Annotated in this window: 19 protein-coding genes; 9 read left to right on the top strand and 10 right to left on the bottom strand. The window is 66.6% G+C overall.

Going from position 1 to position 24,257, the window contains the following annotated elements:
* Positions 1 to 39 precede the first annotated feature (39 nt).
* Both NOV65_RS10085 and NOV65_RS10090 read left to right on the top strand, forming a co-directional pair.
* Entirely contained in the window at positions 40 to 831 is a 792-nt protein-coding gene (locus NOV65_RS10085) for a hypothetical protein (protein WP_257306333.1), read from the top strand.
* A gap of 186 nt (positions 832 to 1,017) precedes the next feature.
* Positions 1,018 to 1,221: a cold-shock protein gene (locus NOV65_RS10090; RefSeq protein ID WP_257306334.1), complete on the top strand. Its 204-nt coding sequence runs from the start codon at positions 1,018 to 1,020 to the stop codon at positions 1,219 to 1,221.
* Positions 1,222 to 1,287: 66 nt separating this feature from the next.
* Here NOV65_RS10090 and NOV65_RS10095 read toward each other — a convergent pair whose 3' ends face one another.
* The 6 genes from NOV65_RS10095 to NOV65_RS10120 form a co-directional block, all read right to left on the bottom strand.
* Positions 1,288 to 1,632: a hypothetical protein gene (locus NOV65_RS10095; RefSeq protein ID WP_257306335.1), complete on the bottom strand. Its 345-nt coding sequence runs from the start codon at positions 1,630 to 1,632 to the stop codon at positions 1,288 to 1,290.
* A gap of 108 nt (positions 1,633 to 1,740) precedes the next feature.
* Positions 1,741 to 2,160, bottom strand: a complete 420-nt coding sequence (locus tag NOV65_RS10100) for a hypothetical protein (protein WP_257306336.1) — start codon at positions 2,158 to 2,160, stop codon at positions 1,741 to 1,743.
* Positions 2,161 to 2,222: 62 nt separating this feature from the next.
* Positions 2,223 to 3,767, bottom strand: a complete 1,545-nt coding sequence (locus NOV65_RS10105) for a DHA2 family efflux MFS transporter permease subunit (RefSeq protein ID WP_257306664.1) — start codon at positions 3,765 to 3,767, stop codon at positions 2,223 to 2,225.
* Between the two features lie 13 nt (positions 3,768 to 3,780).
* Entirely contained in the window at positions 3,781 to 4,779 is a 999-nt protein-coding gene (locus tag NOV65_RS10110) for an HlyD family secretion protein (protein ID WP_257306337.1), read from the bottom strand.
* 1 nt (position 4,780) lies between these two features.
* Positions 4,781 to 6,124 carry a TolC family protein gene (locus tag NOV65_RS10115; RefSeq protein ID WP_257306338.1) on the bottom strand — a complete coding sequence of 448 codons (1,344 nt, stop codon included), beginning with the start codon at positions 6,122 to 6,124 and terminating at the stop codon, positions 4,781 to 4,783.
* Positions 6,121 to 6,735: a TetR/AcrR family transcriptional regulator gene (locus tag NOV65_RS10120; protein ID WP_257306339.1), complete on the bottom strand. Its 615-nt coding sequence runs from the start codon at positions 6,733 to 6,735 to the stop codon at positions 6,121 to 6,123. Before NOV65_RS10120 ends, NOV65_RS10115 begins: the two co-directional genes overlap by 4 nt.
* Before the next feature lie 159 nt (positions 6,736 to 6,894).
* On the opposite strand from NOV65_RS10120, the gene NOV65_RS10125 reads away from it, so the two are divergent.
* The 7 genes from NOV65_RS10125 (at position 6,895) to NOV65_RS10155 (ending at position 18,918) form a co-directional block, all read left to right on the top strand.
* Positions 6,895 to 7,578 (top strand): TetR/AcrR family transcriptional regulator, encoded by a 684-nt coding sequence (locus NOV65_RS10125; RefSeq protein ID WP_257306340.1) that lies wholly within the window; start codon positions 6,895 to 6,897, stop codon positions 7,576 to 7,578.
* A gap of 1 nt (position 7,579) precedes the next feature.
* Entirely contained in the window at positions 7,580 to 8,881 is a 1,302-nt protein-coding gene (locus NOV65_RS10130) for a TolC family protein (RefSeq protein WP_257306341.1), read from the top strand.
* 25 nt (positions 8,882 to 8,906) lie between these two features.
* Positions 8,907 to 10,052, top strand: coding sequence for an efflux RND transporter periplasmic adaptor subunit (locus tag NOV65_RS10135; RefSeq protein WP_257306342.1), 1,146 nt, complete (start codon positions 8,907 to 8,909; stop codon positions 10,050 to 10,052).
* Between the two features lie 3 nt (positions 10,053 to 10,055).
* Positions 10,056 to 13,256 carry an efflux RND transporter permease subunit gene (locus NOV65_RS10140; protein ID WP_257306343.1) on the top strand — a complete coding sequence of 1,067 codons (3,201 nt, stop codon included), beginning with the start codon at positions 10,056 to 10,058 and terminating at the stop codon, positions 13,254 to 13,256.
* The gene (locus NOV65_RS10145) at positions 13,249 to 13,953 is read left to right on the top strand and encodes a nitroreductase family protein (protein WP_257306344.1); all 705 of its coding nucleotides are present in this window, start codon (positions 13,249 to 13,251) and stop codon (positions 13,951 to 13,953) included. The genes NOV65_RS10140 and NOV65_RS10145 overlap by 8 nt, the downstream gene beginning before the upstream one ends.
* Positions 13,954 to 13,996: 43 nt before the next feature.
* A complete protein-coding gene (gene mfd, locus NOV65_RS10150; protein WP_257306345.1) occupies positions 13,997 to 17,407 on the top strand; it encodes a transcription-repair coupling factor in 3,411 nt (1,136 codons plus the stop codon).
* 98 nt (positions 17,408 to 17,505) lie between these two features.
* A complete protein-coding gene (locus NOV65_RS10155) occupies positions 17,506 to 18,918 on the top strand; it encodes a hypothetical protein (protein ID WP_257306346.1) in 1,413 nt (470 codons plus the stop codon).
* Positions 18,919 to 18,980: 62 nt separating this feature from the next.
* On the opposite strand, the gene NOV65_RS10160 is transcribed toward NOV65_RS10155, so the two are convergent.
* From NOV65_RS10160 to NOV65_RS10175, 4 genes are all read right to left on the bottom strand, one after another.
* On the bottom strand, positions 18,981 to 20,177 hold the full coding sequence (locus NOV65_RS10160; RefSeq protein WP_257306347.1) for a response regulator: 1,197 nt from the start codon (positions 20,175 to 20,177) through the stop codon (positions 18,981 to 18,983).
* 137 nt (positions 20,178 to 20,314) lie between these two features.
* Positions 20,315 to 21,664 carry a sigma-54-dependent transcriptional regulator gene (locus NOV65_RS10165; RefSeq protein ID WP_257306348.1) on the bottom strand — a complete coding sequence of 450 codons (1,350 nt, stop codon included), beginning with the start codon at positions 21,662 to 21,664 and terminating at the stop codon, positions 20,315 to 20,317.
* 1 nt (position 21,665) lies between these two features.
* The gene (locus NOV65_RS10170; protein ID WP_257306349.1) at positions 21,666 to 22,631 is read right to left on the bottom strand and encodes a sensor histidine kinase; all 966 of its coding nucleotides are present in this window, start codon (positions 22,629 to 22,631) and stop codon (positions 21,666 to 21,668) included.
* A 157-nt stretch (positions 22,632 to 22,788) separates the two neighbouring features.
* On the bottom strand, positions 22,789 to 24,243 hold the full coding sequence (locus tag NOV65_RS10175) for an HAD-IG family 5'-nucleotidase (protein ID WP_257306350.1): 1,455 nt from the start codon (positions 24,241 to 24,243) through the stop codon (positions 22,789 to 22,791).
* Positions 24,244 to 24,257: the final 14 nt, after the last annotated feature.

The following is a 24,257-nucleotide window of genomic DNA, read 5'->3' on the forward strand; positions in this document are numbered from 1 at the left end:
GCAAAAAACCGATAAGATGGGCCGATGATCGGAGGGCCCATGCGCCTGGCCCCAATCTTGTTCTTCCTTGCCAGCCTCCCGGCCTTCGCACAGTTGGGACGCTCGGTTGATGGGGGAAGCGCCCACCTGACGGGTTGGACCCTTGGGTTCCAGAGGGTTCAACCCTCGCTCTCCGCCAGCATCGAGGGGAGCCGGGATGGCAAGGCCTCCCTGGTGGATACAGAGGCGGACCTCGGATTGGAGAGGGACGGCACCCCCCTCGGAGCCCTCCTGGAATACCAGGGCGAGGTCCACGGCTTCCAGCTCACCTACGATTCCGCGCGCTACCTGGGGGAGCGGACCCTGCCGCGGTCCATCAGCCTGGATGGCACGCCCTACTCGATGGGGACTCCCCTCCGGACCAACGCGAAGATCGAGGCTCTGGAGGGTACCTGGACCTACAAGTTCGTCCGGCGTCCAGATGCCTGGCTGGGCTTCGACCTTGGTCTCCAGGTCTTCCGACTGGACCTCAAGGCGCTCGCGCTCACATCCGCCCCGAGCGCCCAGTCATTTCGGCCCAGCTGGGTGGTCCCGCAGGTGGGCCTCACCGGGTGGTCCTCGGGCGCCGATGGCCTGTTGGAATCCCGGGTCTACGCCCGGTATGTCACCTACCGGGGGGCCACCTCCTTCCGTTACGGTCTGGATGCCCGGGCCTATCTGTATCCAAGGTTCGGGCTGAGGGCGTTCTTCGAGGATGGCCGCGTGCGGGTTCCCCGGGGGTCCGTGGAGGGGGACCTGGAACTCCGGGCCGACCGGCGGATCGCGGGCCTGGGCGTGGTGATCCGGTTCTGAACACCGGAAGACTCCTTGATGGCCCTGGGCGAATGAGCCTCCGCAGAAAAAAACGGTGGACGCCGGCAATCCTGTCATGCTGTTTGGCGTGACCCGCCAGGGGCGGAATTCACATCAACGCAATGACGGCCTTGTCTGGGGAATGTCATCGCTAAATCATCACCAGACATTCTGCAGGAAACAGTCATGGCACAGGGCACCGTCAAGTGGTTCAACGCCGAGAAGGGCTTCGGCTTCATCACCCCCGATGAGGGCGGCGCTGATCTCTTCGTCCACCACACCGCCATCCAGGGCGGCGGCTTCCGCACGCTGGACGAGAACCAGCGCGTCAGCTTCGAAGTCGCTCAGGGCCAGAAGGGCCCCCAGGCGACCAACGTCCAGAAGATCTAGTTCTTCCTACCGTTCCAAAGAAAAGGCGGCCCATCGGGCCGCCTTTTCGCATGCAGAGGTTCTGCTTCAGTGATGTCCATGCCCGTCGGTGGCGGCGGGCGTGCCGACGAATTCAGCTTTGCGTCCGAAGAAGATCACCCACAAGCCGAAGAGTCCCAGAACCACGAGGCCCAGGGCCATGAAGGCGTGCCGGAGGGCCACCAGGCCGGTCCAGTGGAAGCCCAGCAGGCCGATGATCAGGCCGAGGAAGCCGGTTCCGATGAGCAGGAGGCCCCAGCGGGCCGAGGCCAGGGAGGCCTGTCCCACTTCTTCGGGCACGGTCCCGAGGGGATTCTTCACTTCGCCAGCCACATGGGTGCCCTGGAAGATCAGGACGCAGAAGAGGATGAAATAGAAGACCAAGAAGAGCATGAGTAGACCCTCACTTTTCTTCCTAACATGATCTCACGGCCCCTGGCCGGAATTCGGTGCAGGAGTCACAACCTGCCGCCCCCTGGAAGCCTGCCGAGCCTCGTGGTTTCAGGGCTCATTCAGGAGGTTCCGACCCGCCAGGATGGCCTCCTCCTTCTGCCGCAGCCATTGGCGCTCATCCTGCCGCCGCCGGAAGTAGGTGACCAGGCAGGTGCCGGCCAAGAGGAAACAGAGAAGCCCAAGGCCCAGGAGGGCGAGTTCCAACTCCTTCGCGGAGGCAGGCCAGCGGGCGGGGAGGGCGGCAGCCGCACCGAGGCCGATGACCCCCAACGCTCCCGCCTGGGTGGCCCGCAGGCGCCAGGGGCGGATCCGCTCCTTGAGGGCAACCCTGGAGAGATCCCGCACGAAATCGATCTGCTCGTCCTTGTTCGCCACTCCCCGGGCCGCCTCCATTTCGAGTTTGGCCAGGGAGAGGGCCAGCTCTCCCGAGGCATCGTCTAGCTGCATGGTTCGGGTGCGGATCGTCATGGTGGACTCCTTTGCTGGAGAGATGGGCGGAACGGCAGATGAGCCGCTCCGCGGGGATGGCCTCAATGCAGGACGAGGCCGCCGGGTTTGGGGTTTCGAAGCGTCAGGACGAAGGGCAGCGCCAGGAGAAAGACCACGACGAGGAACCCGAACACGTCCACGAAGCTCATGAGGAAGGACTGGCGGGTCACTTCGGCGTCCATGAGGCCTTGGCTCAGGCTCTTCACCGAAACCGGGTCCAGGCCCGCGTGCGGGAACAGACTTTGATTGAGGCTGACGTAGCCGGTCTGAAGCGCCCCGTTGAACGGGGTCACATGCTCCGCCAGGCGGGCGTGGTGGAACTGGGCCCGCTGGGCCAGGAACGTGCTGGCGACGGCGATTCCGACGCTGCCGCCCTCGTTCCGCATCAGGTTGAACATGCCCGAGGCCGTGCCGACCAGCGATGGCGGGATGCGCTGAACCGCGATCGTGGCAACGGGGACGAACACGAAACCGAGGCCCAGTCCGTGGAAGATCCAGGCGGTGACGAGATAGGCCATGCCCGTCTGGAGGTTCACCTGCATCAGCAGCCAGGCGGAGTAGGCCAGGGAGGCCGCGCCTGCGGCCACGATGAGCCGCACGTCCACCTTTCCCATGACCAGCGCCACGGCGATCATGGCCACCACAGAGGCCACGCCGCCGGGACTCAGGAGGAGCCCCGCCCAGGTGGGGGTGAAGCCCAGCAGGTTCTGGACGAACAGCGGCAGCAGGACGAAGGCCGCGTAGAGGCCGAAGCTGACGATGAAGATGATGGCCATGCCGCCCGCGAACTCCGGCAATCGGAACATGCTCAGATCCACCAGCGGATGCTCAGCCGTGAGGGAGCGCCAGATGAACAGGGTGATGCCTAGGCCGGCCAGGCCGGCGTAGACCTTCACGGTGTTCGAGGCGAACCAGTCCATGCGCTCGCCGCGGCTGAGGAACAACTCCAGGCAGCCCAGCCCCACGGCGATGAAGATGAGGCTCCAGTAGTCCACGGCGCCTTCGGGCTTCTTCAGGTAGACTGGATCCTCCACGAAGCTGAAGGCGAGGTAGTAGGCGAGGACGCCCACGGGGATGTTGATCCAGAAGATCCAGGGCCAGGTCCAGTTGTCCGTGATCCAGCCGCCCACCAGGGGACCGAGGATGGGACCGAAGATGACGCCGATGCCGAAGAGGGCGGAGGCCATGCCGTGTTCCTCCGTGGGGAACGCCTCGAGGGTGATGGCCTGGGACATGGGCACCATGGCGCCCCCAGCCAGGCCTTGGATCACTCGCATGAAGATGAGCCAGCCCAGGGTGGGGGCGGCCCCCGCGCCCAGGCTGGCCAGGGTGAAGATCGCCAGGCAGAAGAGGTAGAGGCGCTTCCGGCCGAAGGCGGCGCCTAGCCACCCGGTGATGGGGAGGATGATGGCGTTGGCCACCAGGTAGCTGGTGATCACCCAGGTGATCTCGTCCGTGCCTGCGGCGAAGGTGCCTTTCATGTGCGGGAGTGCCACGTTGGCCACGGAGGTGTCCAGCACTTCCATGAAGGTTCCCAGCATCGTGGTCAGGGCCACGATCCACTTGTGGGAAGTTCCCCGGGGCATGTCCACGGCGGCCTCAGCGGCTCCGGGTGTCGATCTCGGCTTCCACGCTGAGCCCCAGGCGGAGCTTGCGCTCGGGATCCGCGTTCCGGTCGAGGCTGATCTTCACGGGGAGCCGCTGGACCACCTTGACCCAATTGCCGGTGGCATTCTCCGCGGGCAGGAGGCTGAAGGCGGCCCCGGTGCCCGCCGACAGGCTGTCCACGGTACCCGTGAAGATCCGGCCGTCGATGTCGGCCTTCATCCTCACCCTCTGGCCGGGGCGCACGCGGTGGAGCTGGGTCTCCTTGAAGTTGGCCTCGACCCAGAGATCCTCTTGGCCAAGCGGCACCACGGCCAGCAGTGGCTGCCCGGCGGCCACCACCATGCCGGGTTCTGCCAGCTTACGGCTCACGGTCCCGTCGCAGGGCGCCACGATGGCGCAGTAGGAACGCTGGAGCTGGGCCTGGGCCAAGCCCGCCTGGGCCACCTGGACCTTGCTTTGGCTCACGCCCAGGAGCCCCCGGGTGGCGGCCACCTGCTTCTGGGCGGCCGCCACCTGAGCCGTGGCCACCTCCTCGGCGGTGGTGGCCTGGTCGAGTTTCTGGCGGGGGATGGACTGTCGGGAATGGAGGGCGGCCATGCGCTGCTTTTCAAGATCCGCGAGGGCCCGTTGGCTTTCGGCAGACTGGAGGTGGGCCTGGGCCTGGGCGATCTGAGCCTGGTTCAGGGCGAGAGCGCTCCGCGCCTCCGCCAGGGAGGCCTCGGCCCGCGCGATGGCCGCGTCGTAGTCCCGGGGATCCAGCGTGGCCAGCGTCTGCCCCATCCGGACCGCCTGGTTCTCCTGGACCGCCACCTGGAGCAGGGGCCCGGGGATGTGGCTCGACACCGTCATCACGTGACCCTTCACGTACGCATTGTCGGTGGCCACGTACACCTGCCCGTGGCGCCAGCGGACCAGGGCCCACACCGTGCCGGCCGCGGCGAGGGTGAGGATGATCCCCAGGGAGACCCACTTCTTCGTCTTCGCATCCATGTCACTGCTCCTGGGGCGCGTGTGTCTCAAAGAAGGCCGGCAGGTCCTCGCCCAGCACCGCGAGGAGGACGGTCTGCTGGGCATAGGCCCGGTAGCGCCGGTCCTCCAGGGCGCTGCGGCTTTCGGCCAGCACCGATTCCGCGTCCAGCACATCCGTGTTCCGGACCAGGCCTTCCAGGTACTGATCCCCCACGATGCGGAGATTCTCTTCGGCCGCCGCCACGTTCAGGCGGGCTGTCTCCACCTCGCGGAGCGACTGGTGGAAGGCCCGCAGGGCCGAAGCGGCGGCGGTCTCGGCCTGGCGTTCCGCCTCCTGCAGGTCCCGGCGGGCGCGGCCGGCTTCCGCATCGGCCTGACGGACGCGGGCCGTGCGGATCCCGCCGTCGAAGAGCTTCCAGGAGAGACCGACGAACAGGCTCGTCTCGTGCTCGCGGGCCATGAACGGATTCTCGGCATAGGTGTGGCTGGCTTCCGCGGCCACCGTCGGCAGGAAGTCCTTCCGCCGGAAGGCGGCCTGGTCGGACAGGGCCCGGGTCCGGGCGCGGGCCGCCCGCACGGCCCCGTTCTGCTCCCTGGCCCGGCTCCGGCACTCGGCCTCATCCCAGGGCAGGGCGGGCGGGCCCGCGAGGGCCTCCGGCAGTTGCTGGGCGGTTCCGGGGGGGAGGCCCATGGCCACGTTCAGGCTCTCCAGGGCCGAGGTGTAGGCCTGGTTCAGGGCGTGTTCGCCATCCCCGACGGCCCGGAGGGCCACCGCTGTGCGCAGGAGGTCGTTGCGCGCCACCACCCCCTGATCGAAGAGGGCCTGGGCATGGCCCAGGTGGGTTTCCAGGGCCTTCCTGCGCTGGTCGAGGACGCGCCTCTGGGCCTTCAGGTTTAGAAGGCTGAAGTAGCGGCTGGCGGCGTCACTCTGGGCCTTCAGGAGGTCGGCGTGGCCGGCGCGCGCCACGGCCTCCTCCCGGGCGCGGGAGGCCGAGAGCGCGTCCCCTCGCCGACCGAAATCCCATAGCAGGTACTGGATCGAGGCCTTGTAGCGCCAGGCCTGACTGTCCGAGAGGGGGAAGAGCTGGGTGGGCACGGTGAACGGGCCGATCGCCATGGGCTGGCTGAGCAGTTCCGGCCGGTGATCCGCTGTCCAGTAGCCGCCCTGGATCTGGATCTCGGGCCAGTACAGCCCCTTCACCTGGGCGGTCTCCTCCCGGGCTCCGGCCAGGCCCGAGCGGGCGGCCTCCGCCGCCTGGGAACCCTCGCCGGCCAGCCGGAGGGCCCGGGGAAGGCTGAGGGGCTCATCGCTCCGCAGGGTTCCAGCCAGCGTCGCGCCGGCCAGGAGAAGGGTCGTGAGCTTCATGCCCGTGCCCCCGCCCCACGGAGGAAACAGGCCATGGCACGCTCCACGCAGGCGCTGGGCTCCTCCTCGATCCCGCTCCTGTGGCTGTGGTAGAGCGAAGCCTCGAGGACGCCGAAACAGAGCTGCGTGAGGAACTCGACATCCAGATCCTGGAGCTGCCCCACCTCCACCGCTACGCGGAGGATGCCCTTCAGGCGCGCCCGTTCGGTTTCGTAGATCTCCTTCAGGCGGGGCAGGAACCGGGACTCGAAGCCCCAGTCGTAGTGGACCCGGTCATGGATGAACATGGGGAGCCAGATGACCCGGCCTTTGAACTGGTCCGCGTAGATCAGGAACATGGCCCGCAGCTGCTCCAGGGGTGGGCGGTCCACCCGGAGGATCGCCTCGGCCTGGGCCAGGAAATGCTCCGCCCGGCGGGCAACCACCTGTTCGTAGAGATCCTGCTTGGAGGCGAAGTGCTCGTAGAGCCCCTGCATCCCGATCTGGGCCTCGGAGGCGACCTCCTGCATCGTGGCTTCTTCGAAGGGCTTCCGGCCGAACACCCGACCGGCCGCTTCCAGCAGGAGGCCCTTTCTTTGCTGTCTTTCCAAGCCCTTCCGGTCCATGGTCATCGGAGACTCCGAATCCATATTCCGAATCTAGAATTTTAATTATTACCGTCAAGTCTTCAATCAAATCACCTCGAGGAGAACTTTTCCCCTTGACCGATTCAAACGATTGATTAATTCTTGGACCCTGTTGTTCAATCGGTTGATTGGAAACGAGGGGCCATGAACGCACAACCCACCGACGCATCTTTTGACACGCGGCAACGACTGATCGAGGCGGCGATCCTGACCTTCGCTGAAAAGGGCTTCGACGGGGCCGGCATCCGCGAGATCGCCAAGCGGGCCAACGCCAATTCAGCCCTGGTGACCTACCACTTCGCCGGCAAGGAGGGCCTCTACCTGGAAGCCCTCAGGTACATCTTCAACCGGAAGGCCTGCCAGGTGGCCCAGCTCGCTCTGCGGCCCCGGGTCGAAGGCCCGGGCGCCCGCGAGGATGCCCTCCAGGGGGTGAAGGAGCACATCCGGGCCTTCATGGAGGACCTGATGGCCTGCAACCGCCTGATCGACCCGGTGGAAGAGGCGGCCATGGCGCTCATGGCCCGCGAGATGCAGGCCCCTCGGCCAGCCTCCTCGGCCCTGCTCATGGAGCACATCCGACCCCATGTCGAGCATCTGATGCACTGCCTCCGGGTGCTCCGCCCGGACCTGTCCACCGACGAACTCCTGAACATGGGCCTGAGCATCCAGGGCCAGCTGCTCTATTTCCGCAATTCCCTGGGGATCTCCCGCCTCATCCGCGGGAACCCCGACTATCCGGAAGATCTCTCCGTGCTCACTCAGCACTTCACCGATTTCAGCCTGCGGGGACTCGGCATCCCCGAAGCCTTCCCCCAGCCGAGGAACTGACATGCTCTTGTTCGCCCCTCCCGCCCTCCAGGCCCAGGCTCCGGTCGAAGCCCCGCGTGCACCCCTCGCACTGGATCTTCCCGGTGCCCTCTCCCGGGCCCGGTCCGAGAATCCCATGCTCCGGGCCGCCAAGGCCCGCGTGGACGAGCGCCGCGGCCTCATCACCAGCACCCGGGCGGATGCCCTGCCGCAGCTCACCCTCGTCGGTGATTTCACGCGGGCCCGGGACGTCTCCATGCTCAACAGCGGTTTCGCAGACCTGGCCCCGTCACTGGGCCTCCCTCTGAGTGCGCTGGCAGGGACCCGCAGCGTCTACACCAGCCAGGCCAACCTGACCCAGCCGCTCTTCTATTGGGGCAAGCTGGGCACGGCCATCGACATCGCCAAGATGGGCGAAAAGGAAGCCGCCTACGGCTTCAGCACCTCCGAACTCGACACCCTGCATGGGGTCGCCAAGGCCTACCTGGCCGTGCTGGTGGCCCAGGCGGAGCAGGAGGTCGTGGAGACCCGGCGGAAGACCGCCGAGCAGTTCGTATCGGATGTGAAGGCGCGGCTGGAGGCCCAGACCGCCACCGAGCTGGATCGGCTGCGGGCCGAGAGCGAGCTGCTGGCCGTGATTCCCGAGGCGCTCCAGGCCGAGGCCAACGTGAAGCGGGCCCTCGAGGTGCTGAACGGGCAGCTGGGCCTGGATCCGAAGACGCCGCTGGCCCTGGCTGAGCTGGGACAGCCGGAGCCCGCCGCCAGGCCCGCCGGCACCGAACGCAGCGAACTCGCCCAGCTGAAGCAGCAGGAGGCCATGTACCGGGCCAACGAAAAGATCATCACCTCGGATCTGCGGCCCAAGTTTGATTTCAGTGCCAGCTACGGCTACCAGGCGGGCAAGACGGACAACCTCTTCAAGGAGCCGTACGACACCTGGAGGGTCAGCGTCACCATGAAGTTCCCCATCTTCGATGGGCTGCGCAGCTCGGGCAAGCGGGCCCAGAACACGGCCCAGCTCGAGCAGGTGAAGCAGGCGCGCGTGGATCGCGAGCGATCCATCGCCATCGAGCAGAGCACCGCGGACCGCGAACTCGAGAAGGCCATCGCCCTGACCGAAGCCTCGCGCAAGGCCCACGACGCCACGGTGGAAGCCCTCCGCATGAGCCGCGAATCCTTCGACCAGGGGCTCATCACCTCCCTTGACCTCCTGCAGGCGGAGCGCTCTGAGCGCCAGGCGGAAAGCCAACGCCGCCGCGCCGAGCTGGGTCTCTGGTCCGCCCGCTTCGACCAGCGCCGTGCCCTCGGTCTCGCCCCCCTCTGATCCCGATGATTGCTTGGAGTCGACCATGAACCGGAAAGCCATTCTTCTCTACATCGGCGTGCCCGCTGCCCTCATCGCCGGAGCCGCCACCTTCCACCGCGGCAAGCGGAACACCGAACTCGACCACCAGGCGGCGGTGAAAGCCGAAGGCTCCGTGGCGGTCACCCTGGTGCCCGTGCAGGAGCGCAGCTTCCGTCCGGCCGTGGCCTTCACCGGCACGCTGCTGGCCGTGAACCGCGCCGAACTGAAGGCCGAGGTCACCGGCCGGGTCACCCGCGTGGCCGTGCAGGAGGGTGACAGCGTCGCCGCCGGCGCCCTGCTGGGAGCCCAGGACGAGGACGACTACCTGCTCGGCGTCCAGGCGGCCGAGGCCCAGCTGGCCCAGGCCCAGGCCCAGGCGCTCCAGGCCCAGCGCGACAACGACCGTTCGATCGCGCTGCTGGAGAAGCGCAGCATCACCCGCCAGGCTGCCCAGCAGGCGGAGACCGTCTACAACGCGACGAAGGCCGCGGCCCAGGCCGCGCAGAGCAATCTGGGCCTGGCTCGTCTGCGACTGAGGAAGGCCCGCCTCGTCGCGCCCTTCGCGGGGCAGGTGGCCCGGCGGGCGGTGCAGCCCGGCGAGATGCTGAATCCCGGACAGACCGCCTTCGAGGTCGTGGACAACCGCAAGCTGGAAATCCGCGCGGACCTGCCCGCCGAGGCCATGGCCCAGGTGAAGGTGGGTCAGCGGGCGACCTTCCGGAGCATCGGCGTCGACCGGCTCGTGGAGGGCCGGGTGGCCCAGGTGAGCCCCAGCCTCTCCCAGGATGGCCGCACGCTGCGAGTCCGCGTCGAAGTCCCCAACCCGGACGGAACCCTGAAGGGCGGCCTCTTCGTGGAAGGCGTCATCCTCGGCGAGGGCGAGACCAAGGCGCCGTCCCTGCCGGCTACGCTGGTGAAAGCCCAGGATCGCGATGCTGAAGTCTATGTGGCCGAACAGGACGTGGCCCACCGTCACAAGGTGGTGCTGGGCCCGGAACAGGATGGTTACCGCCCGGTGAGTGGGCTGGGCCTCGGTGCCCAGGTCGTCGACAGCGGCAAGGACCTGGTGGGCGAAGGCAGCCGCCTCCGCGTGATCAGCGGCGCCGCCCCGACCAGCGCGAATGGCGGCTCCGCCGCAGGAGGGAAGTGACCCATGTTCCTGTCCGATTTCTCCATCCGCAGGCCGGTCTTCACGGTCTGCATCATGCTGGCGCTGGTGGTGCTGGGCCTCTTCTCGGTGAAGACCCTGGGCATCGACCAGTACCCCAACACCGACATCCCCACGGTCACCGTTTCCGTCGTCTACCCCGGTGCGAGCCCCGAGTCCGTCAAGCAGGACGTCGTGCGGAAGATCGAGGAGGCCGTCAATCCCATCGAGAAGATCAAGGAGATCAGCTCCACCAGCCAGGAGGGCCTGGGCACGCTCGTGATCCAGTTCCACCTGGGCCGCAACGTAGACAACGCTCTCAACGACGTGCGCACGAAGATCGGCCAGATCCGGCGCGACCTCCCCGGCAACATCGAGGAACCCGTCATCTCCAAGTTCGATCCGGCCCAGCTGCCCGTGCTCTCCCTGGTGGTGAAGCCGGACGCGAAGCATGCGGAGATGAATGATCGCGAGCTGACGCGCATCGCCGAGGACTTCCTCAAGCGGCGTATCGAGAACATCCAGGGTGTGGGCAAGGTGGATCCCGTGGGTGGCAGCACCCGCGAGATCCTCGTCCAGGTGGATCCCCAGAAGCTCGAATCCCAGGGCCTGGCCCTCCAGGCTGTGAAGAACGCCCTGGGTGGCGACACCATGGCCATCCCCAGCGGCAACCTGCTCCAGGGCAATCGCGAGATGTCCGTGAAGGTGGATGCCAAGGCCCGGTCCGTGGGCGATTTCGAGCACGTGATCGTAGGCAACAAGGAAGGCCGGCCCATCGAGCTCCGCGAGGTGGCCACGGTGGTGGACGGCATCAAGGAGAAGCGCAGCATCGCCCGCCTGGGCGGCAAGGATGTGGTGGCCCTGGAGATCCAGCGGCAGACCGGCGGCAATACCGTGGCCATGGTGACCTCGGTGGAGAAGGCCCTGGAGGAGCTGAAGCCCGAGCTGGCGAAGCAGGGCGTCGAAGTGGTGACGGCGAAAGACAACGCCCGCTTCATCATCGACAACGTGGACGACGTGAATGTCTCCATCTACGTGGGTGGCCTGCTCACGGTGATCATCGTCTTCTTCTTCCTGAAGAGCTGGCGGTCCACGCTGATCACGAGCCTCACGCTGCCCGTATCCGTGATCTCCACCTTCATCATCATGCGGGTCCTGGACTTCACCCTCAACACCATGACCCTCATGGGCCTCAGCCTGGCCATCGGCATCCTCATCGACGATGCCATCGTGGTCCGCGAGAACATCACCCGCCACGCGGAGATGGGCAAGGACCACATCACCGCCGCCCGCGAGGGCACCGCCGAGATCGGGCCCGCCGTCATCGCAACCACTCTGTCCATCCTGGCGGTGTTCGTGCCCGTGGCCTTCATGGGCGGCATCGTCGGCAAGTTCTTCTTCCCCTTCGGCATCGTCGTGGCTTTCGCCGTGGCGATCTCCCTCTTCGTCAGCTTCACGCTGGATCCCATGCTCAGTGCCGTCTGGCCCGATCCCGAGCATGAGAAGAGCGCGGATGGCCATGTCCACTACAAGGGCCGGAATCCCATCATGCGCAGCGTCGAGGCCTTCAGCCGCATGCTGGATCGCTGGGAGCAGCTCTACAAATCGGCCATCGAATGGGCCATGGGCCATCGCTGGACAGTGATGCTCGCGGGTGGGGGCAGCTTCGTGCTGGCCATGATGCTCTCGGGCCTGCTGGGCAACAACTTCATGCCCGACTACGATCGCGGCGACCTTCAGGCCACCTTCAAGGCCGAGCCCGGGTCCAGCCTGACGGCCACGCGCGAGAAGGCGCTGGCTCTGGAGAAGGCCATCCAGGCCGTGCCCGGCGTGGACTTCGCCTACACCACCATCGGCACGGGCCTGAACGGGACCGTGGATTCCGGCGGCATCTACGTGAAGCTGAAAGATGGACACCGCCCGAACCACGTGGTCATCCGCCGGCAGATCCGCGAAGCCTTCCGCTCGGTACCCGGTGTGGACGCGGCCATCGGCACGGCGAACGATTGGGGCACCACCTTCCCCATCATGGTGGCGGTGCAGGCGCCGGACCGGGATGCGGTCATCCAGGCCGTGCCCCTGGTGAAGGAGGCCCTGCGGAGCGTTCCCGGAGCCGTGGATGTCACCACCAGCCTGGACAGCGGCAAGCCCGAGCTGAGGCTCGTGGTGGACCGCAAAGCTGCCTCGGACCTGGGCGTGAGCCCGGCGCTGGTCTCCCAGATGGTCCGTCCCCTGGTGGACGGCGAGAAGGTCGCGAAGTACGAGGATGAGAAGGGCGAGCAGCGCGATGTCCGTGTCCGACTCGCCGACCAGGAGCGCCGCTTCACGGCGCAGCTGGCCAACATGACTGTGCAGAGCACCAAGGACCTGGGCGGCGGGAAGCATCCGCTGGTCCGCCTCAACCAGGTGGTGCGCTTCGAGGAGGGCATCGCCCCCGCCAAGCTCCAGCGCCACGACCTGATGGAGGAAGTGGAAGTGGATGCCAACTTCGATGGCTCCACCCTGGGCGAAGTCAGTGCCGGCGCGGCGAAGAAGGTGGCCGAGCTGAAGGCTGGCGGCAAGCTGCCCGAAGGCGTCCGTGTGGAGTTCCTGGGGCAGACCCGGGACAGCAAGGAGACGGCCGGCTACATGGGCACCTCGCTCCTGCTGGCGGTCTTCTTCATCTACTTCGTGCTGGCCAGCCAGTTCGAAAGCTTCAAGCTGCCCATCGCCATCATGGCCAGCCTGCCACTCTCCATGGTGGGTATGGTGCTGATGCTGCTGGTGACGGGCGACTCGATGTCCATGATGACGAGCATCGGCATGATCCTGCTGATGGGCCTGGTGACCAAGAACGCCATCCTGCTGGTGGATCACGCCCTGCATCTGGAACGCGAGGAAGGCATCTCCCGCCGCCAGGCCATCATCCGTGCGGGTACCGTGCGGCTGCGGCCCATCCTCATGACCAGCTTCGCCATGATCGGCGGCATGCTGCCGCTCTTCTTGGCGCTGGGTGCCGGGGCCGAGATGCGGGCCCCCATGGCCCGGGCCGTGGTGGGCGGGCTCATCACCTCCACCCTGCTCACGCTCATCGTGGTGCCGGTGTTCTTCGAGATCATCGAAGACTTCAGCCTGGCCAAGGTCTGGGCCTGGATCCGGGCCCGCGTGGGCAAGGTAAAAGCTGAATCCGTCATCGTCCCCCCGATGGCAGAAGCGCCAGATGCCTGAGCCTTCGTTCTATTCAGCCGTGGAATCACGGCGCACGGTCCGCGACTTCCTGGCAGAGCCTATCCCCCAGGAGGTCCTGGACCGTGCCCTGGACGCCGCCCGGCTGGCCCCCAGTTCCAGCAATCTCCAGCCCTGGGAGTTCATCATCATCAGGAATCCCTTGGTCAGACAGGCGGCCAACGCCGCCTGCCTGGACCAGATACCTGCCAAGACGGCGCCATTGCTGATCGCCCTGGTCACCCACCGCGACACCTGGCGGCGGAACCGGGATGAGATCCTCCGGATCTTCGAGACCCGGGGGCCCCTGCGCAGGAGCCAGAAGGCCTACTACCGGCGCATCATTCCGCTGGTCTACACCACGGGCCCGTACGGTCTCCTGGGCCCGTTGAAGCGCGTGTTCAGCCGCCTGGCCTCCCTGTTCAAGCCCACGCCGAACCTCATGGCGCGGGAGGACATCCGGATCATGGCCCACAAGAGCACGGCCCTGGCCGCCGCCACCTTCATGCTGGCCCTGCGGGCCGAAGGCTATGACAGCTGCCCCATGGAAGGCTTCGACCCCTGGCGGGCCAAGGCCCTGCTCGGGCTTCCCCGGGGGGCCGAGGTGAACATGTTCCTGGCGGTGGGAAAGCGCAGCGAGAAGGGCGTGTGGTGGGATCGGGTGCTCATGCCGCGGGACTGGGCGGTGCGGGAGATATGAACACTCGTGTCGGGGCGCCGCTTGAGGCACTCTGAAGAACGCTATGAATGTTGCCAGCCCTGACCTGAAGGATCTGCTGTGCCTCGCCGAGGCCCCCGCGGAGGTCCTGACCGCCCCGGGCGCCCGCCTCCGCTGGACCTCCCCGCCCGCATTGGCGCTGGTACTGGCACGCTGGATCACCCGCGAGGGGCGTATCCAATCCCTGTGGGTGGATGCCCCTTCCGAGGCCGAGGCCCGCATCCTGGCCCAGGATCTCCAGGCCCTGCTGCCGGAAGCGGGCGTGGCCCACTTTCCGGGGTTCGCGCCCTATGCCGGGGGAGAGAGCAGCCCGCCGGGCATGGTTCTGCGGGATCGGCTCTCGGCCCTGGTGGGCCTGCTGGAGCGCCGCATCCAGGTACTGGTGACGGGGCCCCTGGCCGCCTGCGAGAAGCTGCCCCATCCCACCTGGTTCCAGAAACAGAAGCTGGAGCTGCGCAAGGGCGCGGAGGTGCCCCGGGAACTGCTGCTGGAGACCCTGATCGCCCTGGGCTATCGCCGCACGGAGATGGCTTCGGCCCCTGGAGAGTTCAGTTCCCGCGGCATGGTGGTGGACCTCTGGCCCGACCACCTGGACCAGCCCCTGCGCCTGGAGACCTTCGGTGATGAGCTGGAGCGCCTGTCCCCCTTCGACCCGGATACCCAGCGGCGCACCGGCGAGGCTCTGGAGGCGCTGACGCTCTACCCGCGTTTCGAGGGCGAGCGCGGCGATGGTCAGGCCCTGCTGGACGCCGTAGCCGCCCGGGCAGATCGCACGGCCGAGCCCGAAGACGACCTGGCCTTCCGCCGGGCGCGGCTGGCCACCCACGGCCACTTCCCCGGCGAGGAGCTGTTCCACTCGCTGCTGGCCCAGCCCAAGGGGCAGCTGACCCACTGGGTGCCGCCCTGCCTGAGGGTGCGCCTGGAGGAAGCCTGGGAAGAGGCGCTGCGCGAGGCGGAGCGGGCCCGCATCGAGGAGGGGCTGGTCACGCTCCGGCGGGGCGGCGTGGTGTGCCCGGATTTCGAGGATCGCTTCCAGGCCTCGGATCCCAGTCGCCCTACCTTCCACCTCACCGAATGGCAGAGCGAGGCCACCGTGCCTCTGGCGGCCCTGCCCCTGCGGGAATTCCAGGGCCGGCTGCCCGAGTTGGCCACCCACGTCCAGGAGCTGGCGCTCACGGGGCACCGCGTGTTCCTGGCGGGCTCGACGCCCGGCATGCAGGGACGGTTCGCCGAATTCCTCAGGGACTACGATCTGCCGCAGGCCTATGGCACCGAGACGGGCTGCCGCGCCCTCCAGCTGTCTCTGAGCGCGGGCGTCCATCTCAAGGAACCGGCGCTCGTCGTCTTCACCGAGCGCGAGATCTTCGGCCGCAAGGCCATTCAGGCGGCGCCCAAGAAATCCCGCAGCGCGGCCTTCCTGTCGGATCTGCGGGACCTCAAGCCCGGCGACCGCGTGGTGCATCTGGATCACGGCATCGGCGAGTTCGTCGGCTTCGCCACCCTCGTGGCGGGCGGCGAGGAGCAGGAGGTGCTGCAGCTGCGCTATGCCGACGGCGGCCAGCTGAACGTGAGCCTCGAGCGGGCCGACCTCATGCAGCGCTACACCGGCGCTGAGGGCCACCTGCCGCCCCTGGACAAGCTGGGCGGCGCCAGCTGGGCCAAGGTCAAGCGCAAGGCCAAGAAGGCCATCCGGGACATGGCCGACGAGCTGCTGAAGCTCTACGCCCTGCGCAAGCTGGAGAAGGGCCACGCCTATCCACCGGACGGGCCCGACATGGCCGCCTTCGACGCGAGCTTTCCGTTCACCCCCACGCCGGACCAGATCGAGGCCATCGAGGCCGTGAAGGCGGACCTGGAGTCGCCGCGCCCCATGGACCGACTGCTGGTGGGCGACGTGGGCTTCGGCAAGACGGAAGTGGCCATGCGCGCCGCCGCCAAGGTGGCGCTGGAAGGCCGCCAGGTGGCCGTCCTGTGCCCCACCACCGTGCTCTGCTTCCAGCATTTCCGGACCTTCAAGGAGCGCTTCGCGGGGTTCCCCCTCCGTATCGAGATGCTCAACCGCTTCGTGGACCCCGCTGAGCAGAAGCGCATCCTCCAGGAGGTGGCCGATGGCAAGATCGAGATCGTCATCGGTACCCATCAGCTGCTGGGCGCCCGCGTGAAGTTCGCGGACCTGGGCCTGGTGGTGATCGACGAGGAGCAGCGCTTCGGCGTGGGCCACAAGGAGAAGCTGAAGAAGCTGCGCCTCAACGTGGACCAGCTGGCTCTCAGCGCCACGCCCATCCCCCGCACGCTGCACATGAGCCTCACGGGCCTGCGCGAGATCAGCCTCATCGAGACGCCGCCCAAGGACCGGCTGGCCATCGAGACGGTGGTGGCGCCCTGGAGCGACGAGCTGGTGCAGACGGCCATCCAGTTCGAGCTGCGCCGCGGCGGCCAGGTCTACCTGGTGCACAACCGCGTGGAGTCCATCGTCTCCATCGCCGCGCGGGTGCGCGAGCTGGTGCCCGATGCCCGGGTGGGGGTGGGTCACGGCCAGCTGACGGACGAGGGGCTGGAGCAGGTGATGCTCGGCTTCATGGAGGGCCGCATCGATGTGCTGGTGGCCACCACCATCGTCGAGAACGGCCTCGATGTCCCCAATGCAAACACACTCATCGTGCACCGGGCCGATGCCTTCGGCCTGAGCCAGCTCTACCAGCTGCGGGGCCGGGTGGGCCGCAGCGATGTGCCTGCCTACGCCTACCTGATGATCCCCCCCAAGCACGAGATCAGCGAGGACGCCCGCAAACGCCTCCAGGCCCTGGAGGATTTCTCCGAACTGGGCTCGGGGTTCCGCGTGGCGGCCATGGATCTGGAACTGCGCGGCGCGGGCAACCTGCTGGGCGGCGAGCAGTCCGGCCACATCCACGACATCGGCTTCGAGCTCTACGTGAAGCTGCTGGAGGAGACGCTTTCAGAGTTGCAGGGCCAGCCCAGCGGCGCCTTCGAGGTGAAGGTGGACGGCCTGGCGCCGGGCGCCCAGCTCAGCCGCCGCTGGATCGACCAGGCCGCCGAGCGCCTGGTGGCCTACAAGCGCATCTCGCGGCTGCGGGAGGAGAAGGATCTGGAGCTCTACCGCCTGGACCTGGAGGACCGCTTCGGCCACGTGCCCGAGGACGACCCGGAAACCCTGCGGTTCTTCGAGGTGCTCCGGGTCAAGCTGCGGGCCCAGGCCCTGGCGGTCTCCGAGGTGGCGGTGGACAAGGGCCACCTCAAGCTGCGCCTCAGTCCCCAGACGGCCATCGACCCGACGAAATTGCTGGCCTGGGTGGGCCGCCAGAAGGGTGCCAGCCTCAGTCCCGATGGCGCCGTGCGCCTGCCCCTGCAGGGTACCCAGGACGGCCCAGTGATCCAGGCCCAGCGCGTGCTGGCGGAGTGGGCTGCGCTGGGCTAGAGGGGCGGACCATCCGCCGGCCTGCCACGTTCATTGGCCGGTTCGCCGGGATTCCCGGAAGCGGGGAGCCTACCTTGGGGGAGTACCCGGGAGTCCCCATGTCGTCCTTCCTGATGTCCGAAGCGATCGCCCTGGTCCGCACGGTCCAGGCCGCGGTCGCCTTCATCCTCTGCATGGCCTTCGCGCCCATCGTTCTGCGCAGTGCGGAACCGCGACCTGAACCGCGGATCGTCTCCCTCAAGGGCTTTGAGGCTGTCGAAGTGCGCCAGCAGGGCTTCACGCTCCCAAGGGCCATGAACATCCATGTCTATGCCAAGGGCGGGGGGCTCCGGAGCCTGATGCACGCCCAACGCGACAACCCGCTCTTCGCCTACGGTTGGATCCTCAACGCCACCACCCGCGAAGTGGTCTGGCAGATGGATGGCGCCAACACGAAGCGGGACTGGGACTACCGCGTGGCGGATCAGTACCTTGAGCTGCCCGCCGGCAGCTACGAAGCCTACTTCGCCAATCATGGCTTCGGCCAGAGCCTGCTGTTCGCCCAGTGGACCCGCAACATCGACCGGCGCGCCCTCCACACGGAACAGTCGGAACGGCGCCGCGGCTTCCTGGCGGCCTTCGGCGCCGACCAGGCGAGCCTGCTGCGCCACTGGCAGCAGCAGGTGGGGAACTACGGCCTGGAGATCTACCTGCCGGGCGGCGACGCCGGGGAGGTGACCTCCTTTGAGGCTCCCCTGCGTTGGAAAAACATCGTCGTGTCCCTCTCCGCCAATACCGACAACGGCCACTGGCTCCAGGTCTTCCACGTGAAGAAGCCCGTGACGCTACACCTCTATGCGGAGGGTGAGGGCAGCGGGCGGCGCCTGCACGATTACGGCTGGATCATCGAGGCCCGCACCCGCGCGCGGGTATGGGAGATGAGCGCGGACAAGGCCCAGTTCGCTGGTGGCGCGCCCAAGAACCGCCGTCAGGTGGAGACGATCCAGTTGCCCGCAGGCGATTACGAGGCTGTCTTTGTCACCGACGATTCCCATTCCCCGGCGGACTGGAATGCCGCCCCGCCCTGCGATCCGGGGTTGTATGGCCTGACGCTCACGGTGCCGGCCACCGCCGACCTGGCCGCGGTCACGCTGACGAAGCCGCTGACCTGGCCGGTACTGGCCGAGCTGGTGCGGGTGGGGGACGCCCAGGACCGCAGCACGGCATTCACCCTCGCCGCGGCGCAGCCCGTCCGTGTCTACGCCATCGCTGAAAGCAGCGGAGACGAGATGGCCGATGAGGCCTGGATCGAGGACGCCTCTGGTAAGCATGTATGGACCCTGGAGTACATCCGTACCCGGCACGCAGGTGGAGCCTCCAAGAACCGCCTGGCCGATGAAGTGGTCAGCCTGCCCAAGGGTGCCTACACCCTGCGTTTCAGGACCGACGATAGCCACGCCTACGGTCGCTGGAACAGTGACGCCCCCTGGGATCCCGAGCACTACGGCGTGACGTTGTACGGAGTGCGATGAACTCAAAGCGGCAGGGGTCCCGGTGGAACCGGTTCCCCTGCCGCTTTGGTGAGCGAAGTGCTTCAGGCGCGGAAATCGTCTGCCAGCTTGGCGATCACAGCGTTGATCTTGAGCTTGGCCATGCCGATGGACGAGTCGCTCTTCAGGATCAGGACCAGATGGATGTGGGCCTTGCCGGGCTGGGAACGGAGGGGATCCGTGCCTTCGTTGAGGCAGCGCACCAGGATGTGGGCGTGCTCCGCCTCCACGTGCACCTGCTGGCCGCGGCCGGTACCCATGTCCAGGGAGGCCTTCTGGGCGTTCATCAGCACATTGTTGGCCAGAACCCCGATGTCCTTGAGGTTCACCCCCTCGGCGCCGAGCATGGCGAGTGCTTCGCCGGTGGGGGTGAACAGGCCGCAGCCCGCGAACCCATCGATCTGGGCCAGTTCTTTCAGTTTGTCAGCAGCAGCCATGGTGGGCTCCTTGTGAGAAGTGAGGGTGGGTGTGGGGGGGTGAGGGGTCGGGGTATCTTCCAGATCTTCCGGGGAGAGGGGGACAGCTCCCGGAGACGGATGGCTGGTGTCGCTGACCTGGTTCCTGTGGGACTCATCCTTGAGGCGGTAGGCCTCCATGAGGAGGGCCTGCAGCGACTGCATGGCCTGTCCGGGAACAGTGGTGCGGACTTTCAGGAATTCGATGACAGGCTCGCCCCAGGCCAGGATGGCCATGGCCGCGGCATCCCCAGAGGTCTCCCCGGTCTCGGCCTGGATCAGCTGACCGTCTCTGAAGTGGAGGAGCCCCTGGCCTTCTCTGGACCCCACACGGACCGCGCAGGTCTTCCGCTCGATCTGGATCATCTGGAGGAAGGTGGCCAGGCTGATTCCGGTGAGGTGGCCGCTGGCCATGGCGGAAAGGGCGTCGGTGACAGCTTTCCGGAGCCGGGGGAAATCGAAGGGCTTGTCAAGCACGCTGGTGACGCCCTGCTCGCGCAGGCGGCTTTCGATCTCCGGCGTCCCGAAGGCGGTCATGACGATGGCGGGAATGGCCGGGTGATGCTGGCTCATGTGCGAGAGCAGCCCATAGCCGTCCATCTCGGGCATCTTCAGATCGGTCACGACGAGATCCACGTGGCGGGCATCGAGAATTTGGGCCGCCAGCCGGCCGTTCTTGGCCGTGAGCACTGTCATCTCCGAGGACGATCCAGAGAACCCATCCAAAGCGGTCCTCAGAAACAGTTCCTCGTCGTCCACAACCAGCACGGTGGGAAGGGGGTTCATCGCAATCCATCCATCCCTGGTCAGAGCATGGATGATGCCAAGATCTCCAATAATCTAAGTTGTTTGAAATCAACCTGCATTTAATCTGTTCAGAAGGCGTTGGTTCAGTTTGAACCAGCCGATTTGATTGGCGAAGGTCACTTTGACCCGGTGCTGGGTGGTGTTTTCACCCGGCGCTTCAGGGTCGAAAGTGAAATGCCAAGAGCCTCAGCCGCGCGAGTGAGGTTGCCCTGATGCATGTGGAGGGCGCGAAGGAGGTGCTCCTGCTCTAATTCCTCGAGGGTCTGGAGGGGGCGCGCCGCCAGGTTCGGGGCCGTGGGAACGGTCCGGGTCTCGCCTACACCCACCAGGAAGGTGGAAGGCGGCGACTCGAGGAGGTAGGCACGCTCGAGGACATTCTTCAGCTCTCGGACATTCCCCGGCCAGGCATAGGTGGCCAGGAGGGCCAGTTCTCCGGGGAGCACCGGGGTGGCCGACCCGTGGCCCGTCAAGTGGGACTGGAGAAAGGTGCAGAGTTCAGGCAGATCCTCGAGGTGATCACGGAGCGCAGGCATCTCGATGCGCAACACGTTGAGGCGGAAGTACAGATCCGCCCGGAACTGGCGGGCCTTGATGGCTTCCTCGAGCTGGGCGTTGGTGGCGGCGACGATCCGAACATCAACCCGCTTTCCCACCCGACCGCCCAGGGGCGTGATTGTGCGGTCCTCGAGCACCGACAGGAGCTTGACCTGGAGGTGCATGGGCATCTCCCCGATCTCGTCCAGGAACAGGGTCCCGCCCTCGGCCATTTCCAGCACCCCTTCCCGGGAATTGACAGCCCCTGTGAAGGCTCCCCGGGTCCAGCCGAACAGTTCAGCCTCGATGAGGTTCTCTGGCAGGGCAGAGCAGTTGAGGGTCACGAAGGGCGCCTGCGCCCGGGGACTGGCGTGATGGATCGTTCTTGCGACCAGGCCCTTTCCCGTTCCCGTCTCTCCGGTAATGAGCACGGAGGCGTCCGATCCGGCCGCCCGGTGGACGATCCTCCGGACTTCCGACATGCGCGCTGATCCGCCGACCAGAATTGCTTGGTGACTGTCCGCCTGGGCTCGCCAGGCCTCCAGACGCCCTACCCGCTCGAGAGCCGATACGGACATCAGCCGATCGACGGCATGGCCCAGGGCCGCGAGTTCAAAGGGTTTGGAGAGGTAGTCGTGGGCTCCCACCTTCAGGGCATTGACCGCATGGTCGAACGAGGGGAATGCTGTGACGTAGATGACCTTGGCGAAGGGGTGGAGCTGGAAGAGGTTGCGGCAAAGGTCGAGGCCGCTGCCATCCGGCAGCCGCTCATCGAGGATGGCGAGGTCCACGGATTCCCGCCCCAGGAGTTCCTGCCCCTGGGCGCAGGTCCCGGCCTCAAGCACCTTGAACCGGTCCCCGAAGAATCCCATGATCGCCTTCCGAAACAGGGGGTTGTCGTCGACGATCAGCAACTTTTTCTGAGATTCCATGTCAGGCGCTCCCCAGGGTGAACGACACGCGGGTGCCCCGGGGCAGGACCGGCTCCATCCAGATCGTCCCCTTCATTCCAGTCACCATTTTCTTCACGATGATGAGGCCGAGGCCCGTTCCGTGCTCCTTTGTCGTGAAGAACGGCGTGAAGATCCGCGGCCTGAGATGTTCTGGAATCCCAGGGCCGTTGTCCTCCACGCTCACAGAGGCCCCTCCCTCGCCTGCTGCGACCTGCACCCGAATGAGGGGATCGGGTTCATCCTGGAAGGCATCTGCCGCATTCGCCACCAGGTTAATCAGGATCTGGTGCAGGGCGCGGACATCCGCGCCCACCAGCGGGAGCCCCGGGTCGACCTCGATCTCGAATCCGATGCCACGGGTGCGGAGGTCCGGTTCGACCAGGGGTTTCAGCGACTCGAAAAAGGAGGCGAGATCCACGGCTTTCATTTCCGGCTGCTCGAAGAGCGAGAAATTCCTCAGGGATCGGAGGAGGTTCTCGGCCCGGCCCAGCTCAGCCTCAATGCCTTCCAGGTAGTCTGCGACCGTTTCTTTCGGAAACCGGTCCAGTCCGCCGCGGAGCACGCTTACCGCTGCCTTGATCGAGTGGATCGGATTGCCGAGTTCATGGCGCACGGCCGAGAAGATGAACCCCAGGCTGTTCATCTGCTCCACGGACTCGGCAATCGCTTCGAGGCGATGCCGCTCCGTGATGTCAAGCAGGAAAACCCAGACGAACCCGTCGGACCGATAGAACGAATAGCCGTAGAGGCGGGATCCCACGCGGACGGAATCGCCCTTCACGTGATCAGCGAACAGGTCTTCGAAGGTGCCGCCTCGCTTCATCAGGAGGGTGGTCAATCCCTGGTAGGAATGATCTCCCACTTCGTCCAGAAGGCGTCTCGCGACCTGATTCTCGAAAACCACCATGCGGCGACCCACATCGAGGACGAGGATCATGAGGTGCATGGATTGCATCCCGTCGGCGAAGACGCATACACCCGGGCAGGGCTCCTTGGAGAACGGGCACGAGTGGCTGTGGGCGCAGGGAAACTGAGTGAAGGAGAGTGGGTTCGACATGGCTTGGTGTCTCTGGGAGGCCGTACGGGGCGGGAAGACCTCGCTCTTAGTCGGAGGTGGGGGCGGGTCTGCCCGGATCATGCGGCAGGCTTCCCCGCGGCGATCGGAAGTAGGCGAAAGGGGTGGCATGCAGGAAGTTCGACACGCGGCTGGTGTAGATGTCGGCGTAGCGCTCGATCTGTCGCGTGAGGTGGCTCTTGTCGTTGCCTGCCCGGGTGAGCAGGCCCCACCTGGAGTTCACCAGTTCGGTGCCGGCCTTGGCCAGGGGGCCGATTTCAGCATCAAGGGCCACCAGCTGACCGCGGAGGTCGAGGACGCGTGCTTCCAGCGTGGCCGCATCCGCCGCAAGGGCGGGACCGTAACTTGCGTGGAGGCGCTGGAGGGCCAGGCGCGCCTGGGACAGCCGGGCCTCCAGCATTTCCTTCTCCCGCATCAGGGCCACGAGGCGCAGCTCCGTTTCCCGGAAGGCGGCGAGGGCTTCAACCTCACCCTCCAACTCCCGCAGGACCAGGGCCGTGCGCCAGCGGAGGGAACGTTTGCTCACATGCACATCGCCGAACATGTGGTCACCCACGTAGAGGATCTCGTCGCCGGAGATGCCCAGGTCCCGCTCCACCTGGGCGGCGCAACCGCCGAGGTAGAGGCCGCCCGCATGCAGGGGGCCCATCAGGGGACGCAGCAGGCCTGATTCGTCTACCACCTCGAAAAAGGGGCCGCGCTCGGTGAAGAAGGCGGGCTTCCGGGCGGCCACGATCACCAGGTCGAAGAGCTGGCGCCAGGTCATGCCTTCCGGAAGATGGCGATCGTAGGCGTGGGCCATCATCTTCGCGGTGAAGCTCCACTCCGAGTTGGTGATGAGGAACAGCTTCTTGCCCGCCGCCTTCTGGTCCAGCAGGGCGAGGGCCGCCTCGGGGTCCTGGATCACGTAGCGCTCTGGCGCGGCGGCGATCTCGGCCTTCAGGTGGCCTTCGATGTGCTGGGCATCTACTCGGGCCCGCACGTGGCGGTAGAGGCTCGCGTATTCAAAGGGGTGGGGCAGGGCGCCCCGATCCAACAGATCCACTGCCTGGGCGAAGAGGCAGCCCTCGGACAGCGAGAACAGCGTGTTGAGGAACACCCAGCGCGGATCGCTCAGGTCCACCAGGGTCTGGGCGTAGGCATCCCGCTGCTCGGCATGTTCGAGCATGCGCGTGCCATGCATGGCCCGCTTCACGAAGCCGAACCGGTTGGCCTTCACGAGGTTGCCCAACTCGGTGTCGATCACCAGCCCGCGGGCCACCATCCGCGGATCGAAGGTTATGGCATCCACGGGCCAACCCTCCGCGGCCAGCCGCTCCCGGGCCTGGGCATAGACCATCTGCTCGAAGGCCGCCACCCGGTAGTCCACCAGGGTGTAGTCCATGTCGTAGCCGATGGCCCGCACGGAGCGCAGGTTCAGTGTCCGGTTGCAGAAGATCCCGCGGCCGGGGGGAGGAATGCGGAGGCTGTCCAGGGTTTCCATGTCCAGGGCAGGAT

This window comes from Geothrix campi (genome assembly GCF_024609265.1).
Lineage (GTDB): Bacteria > Acidobacteriota > Holophagae > Holophagales > Holophagaceae > Geothrix > Geothrix campi.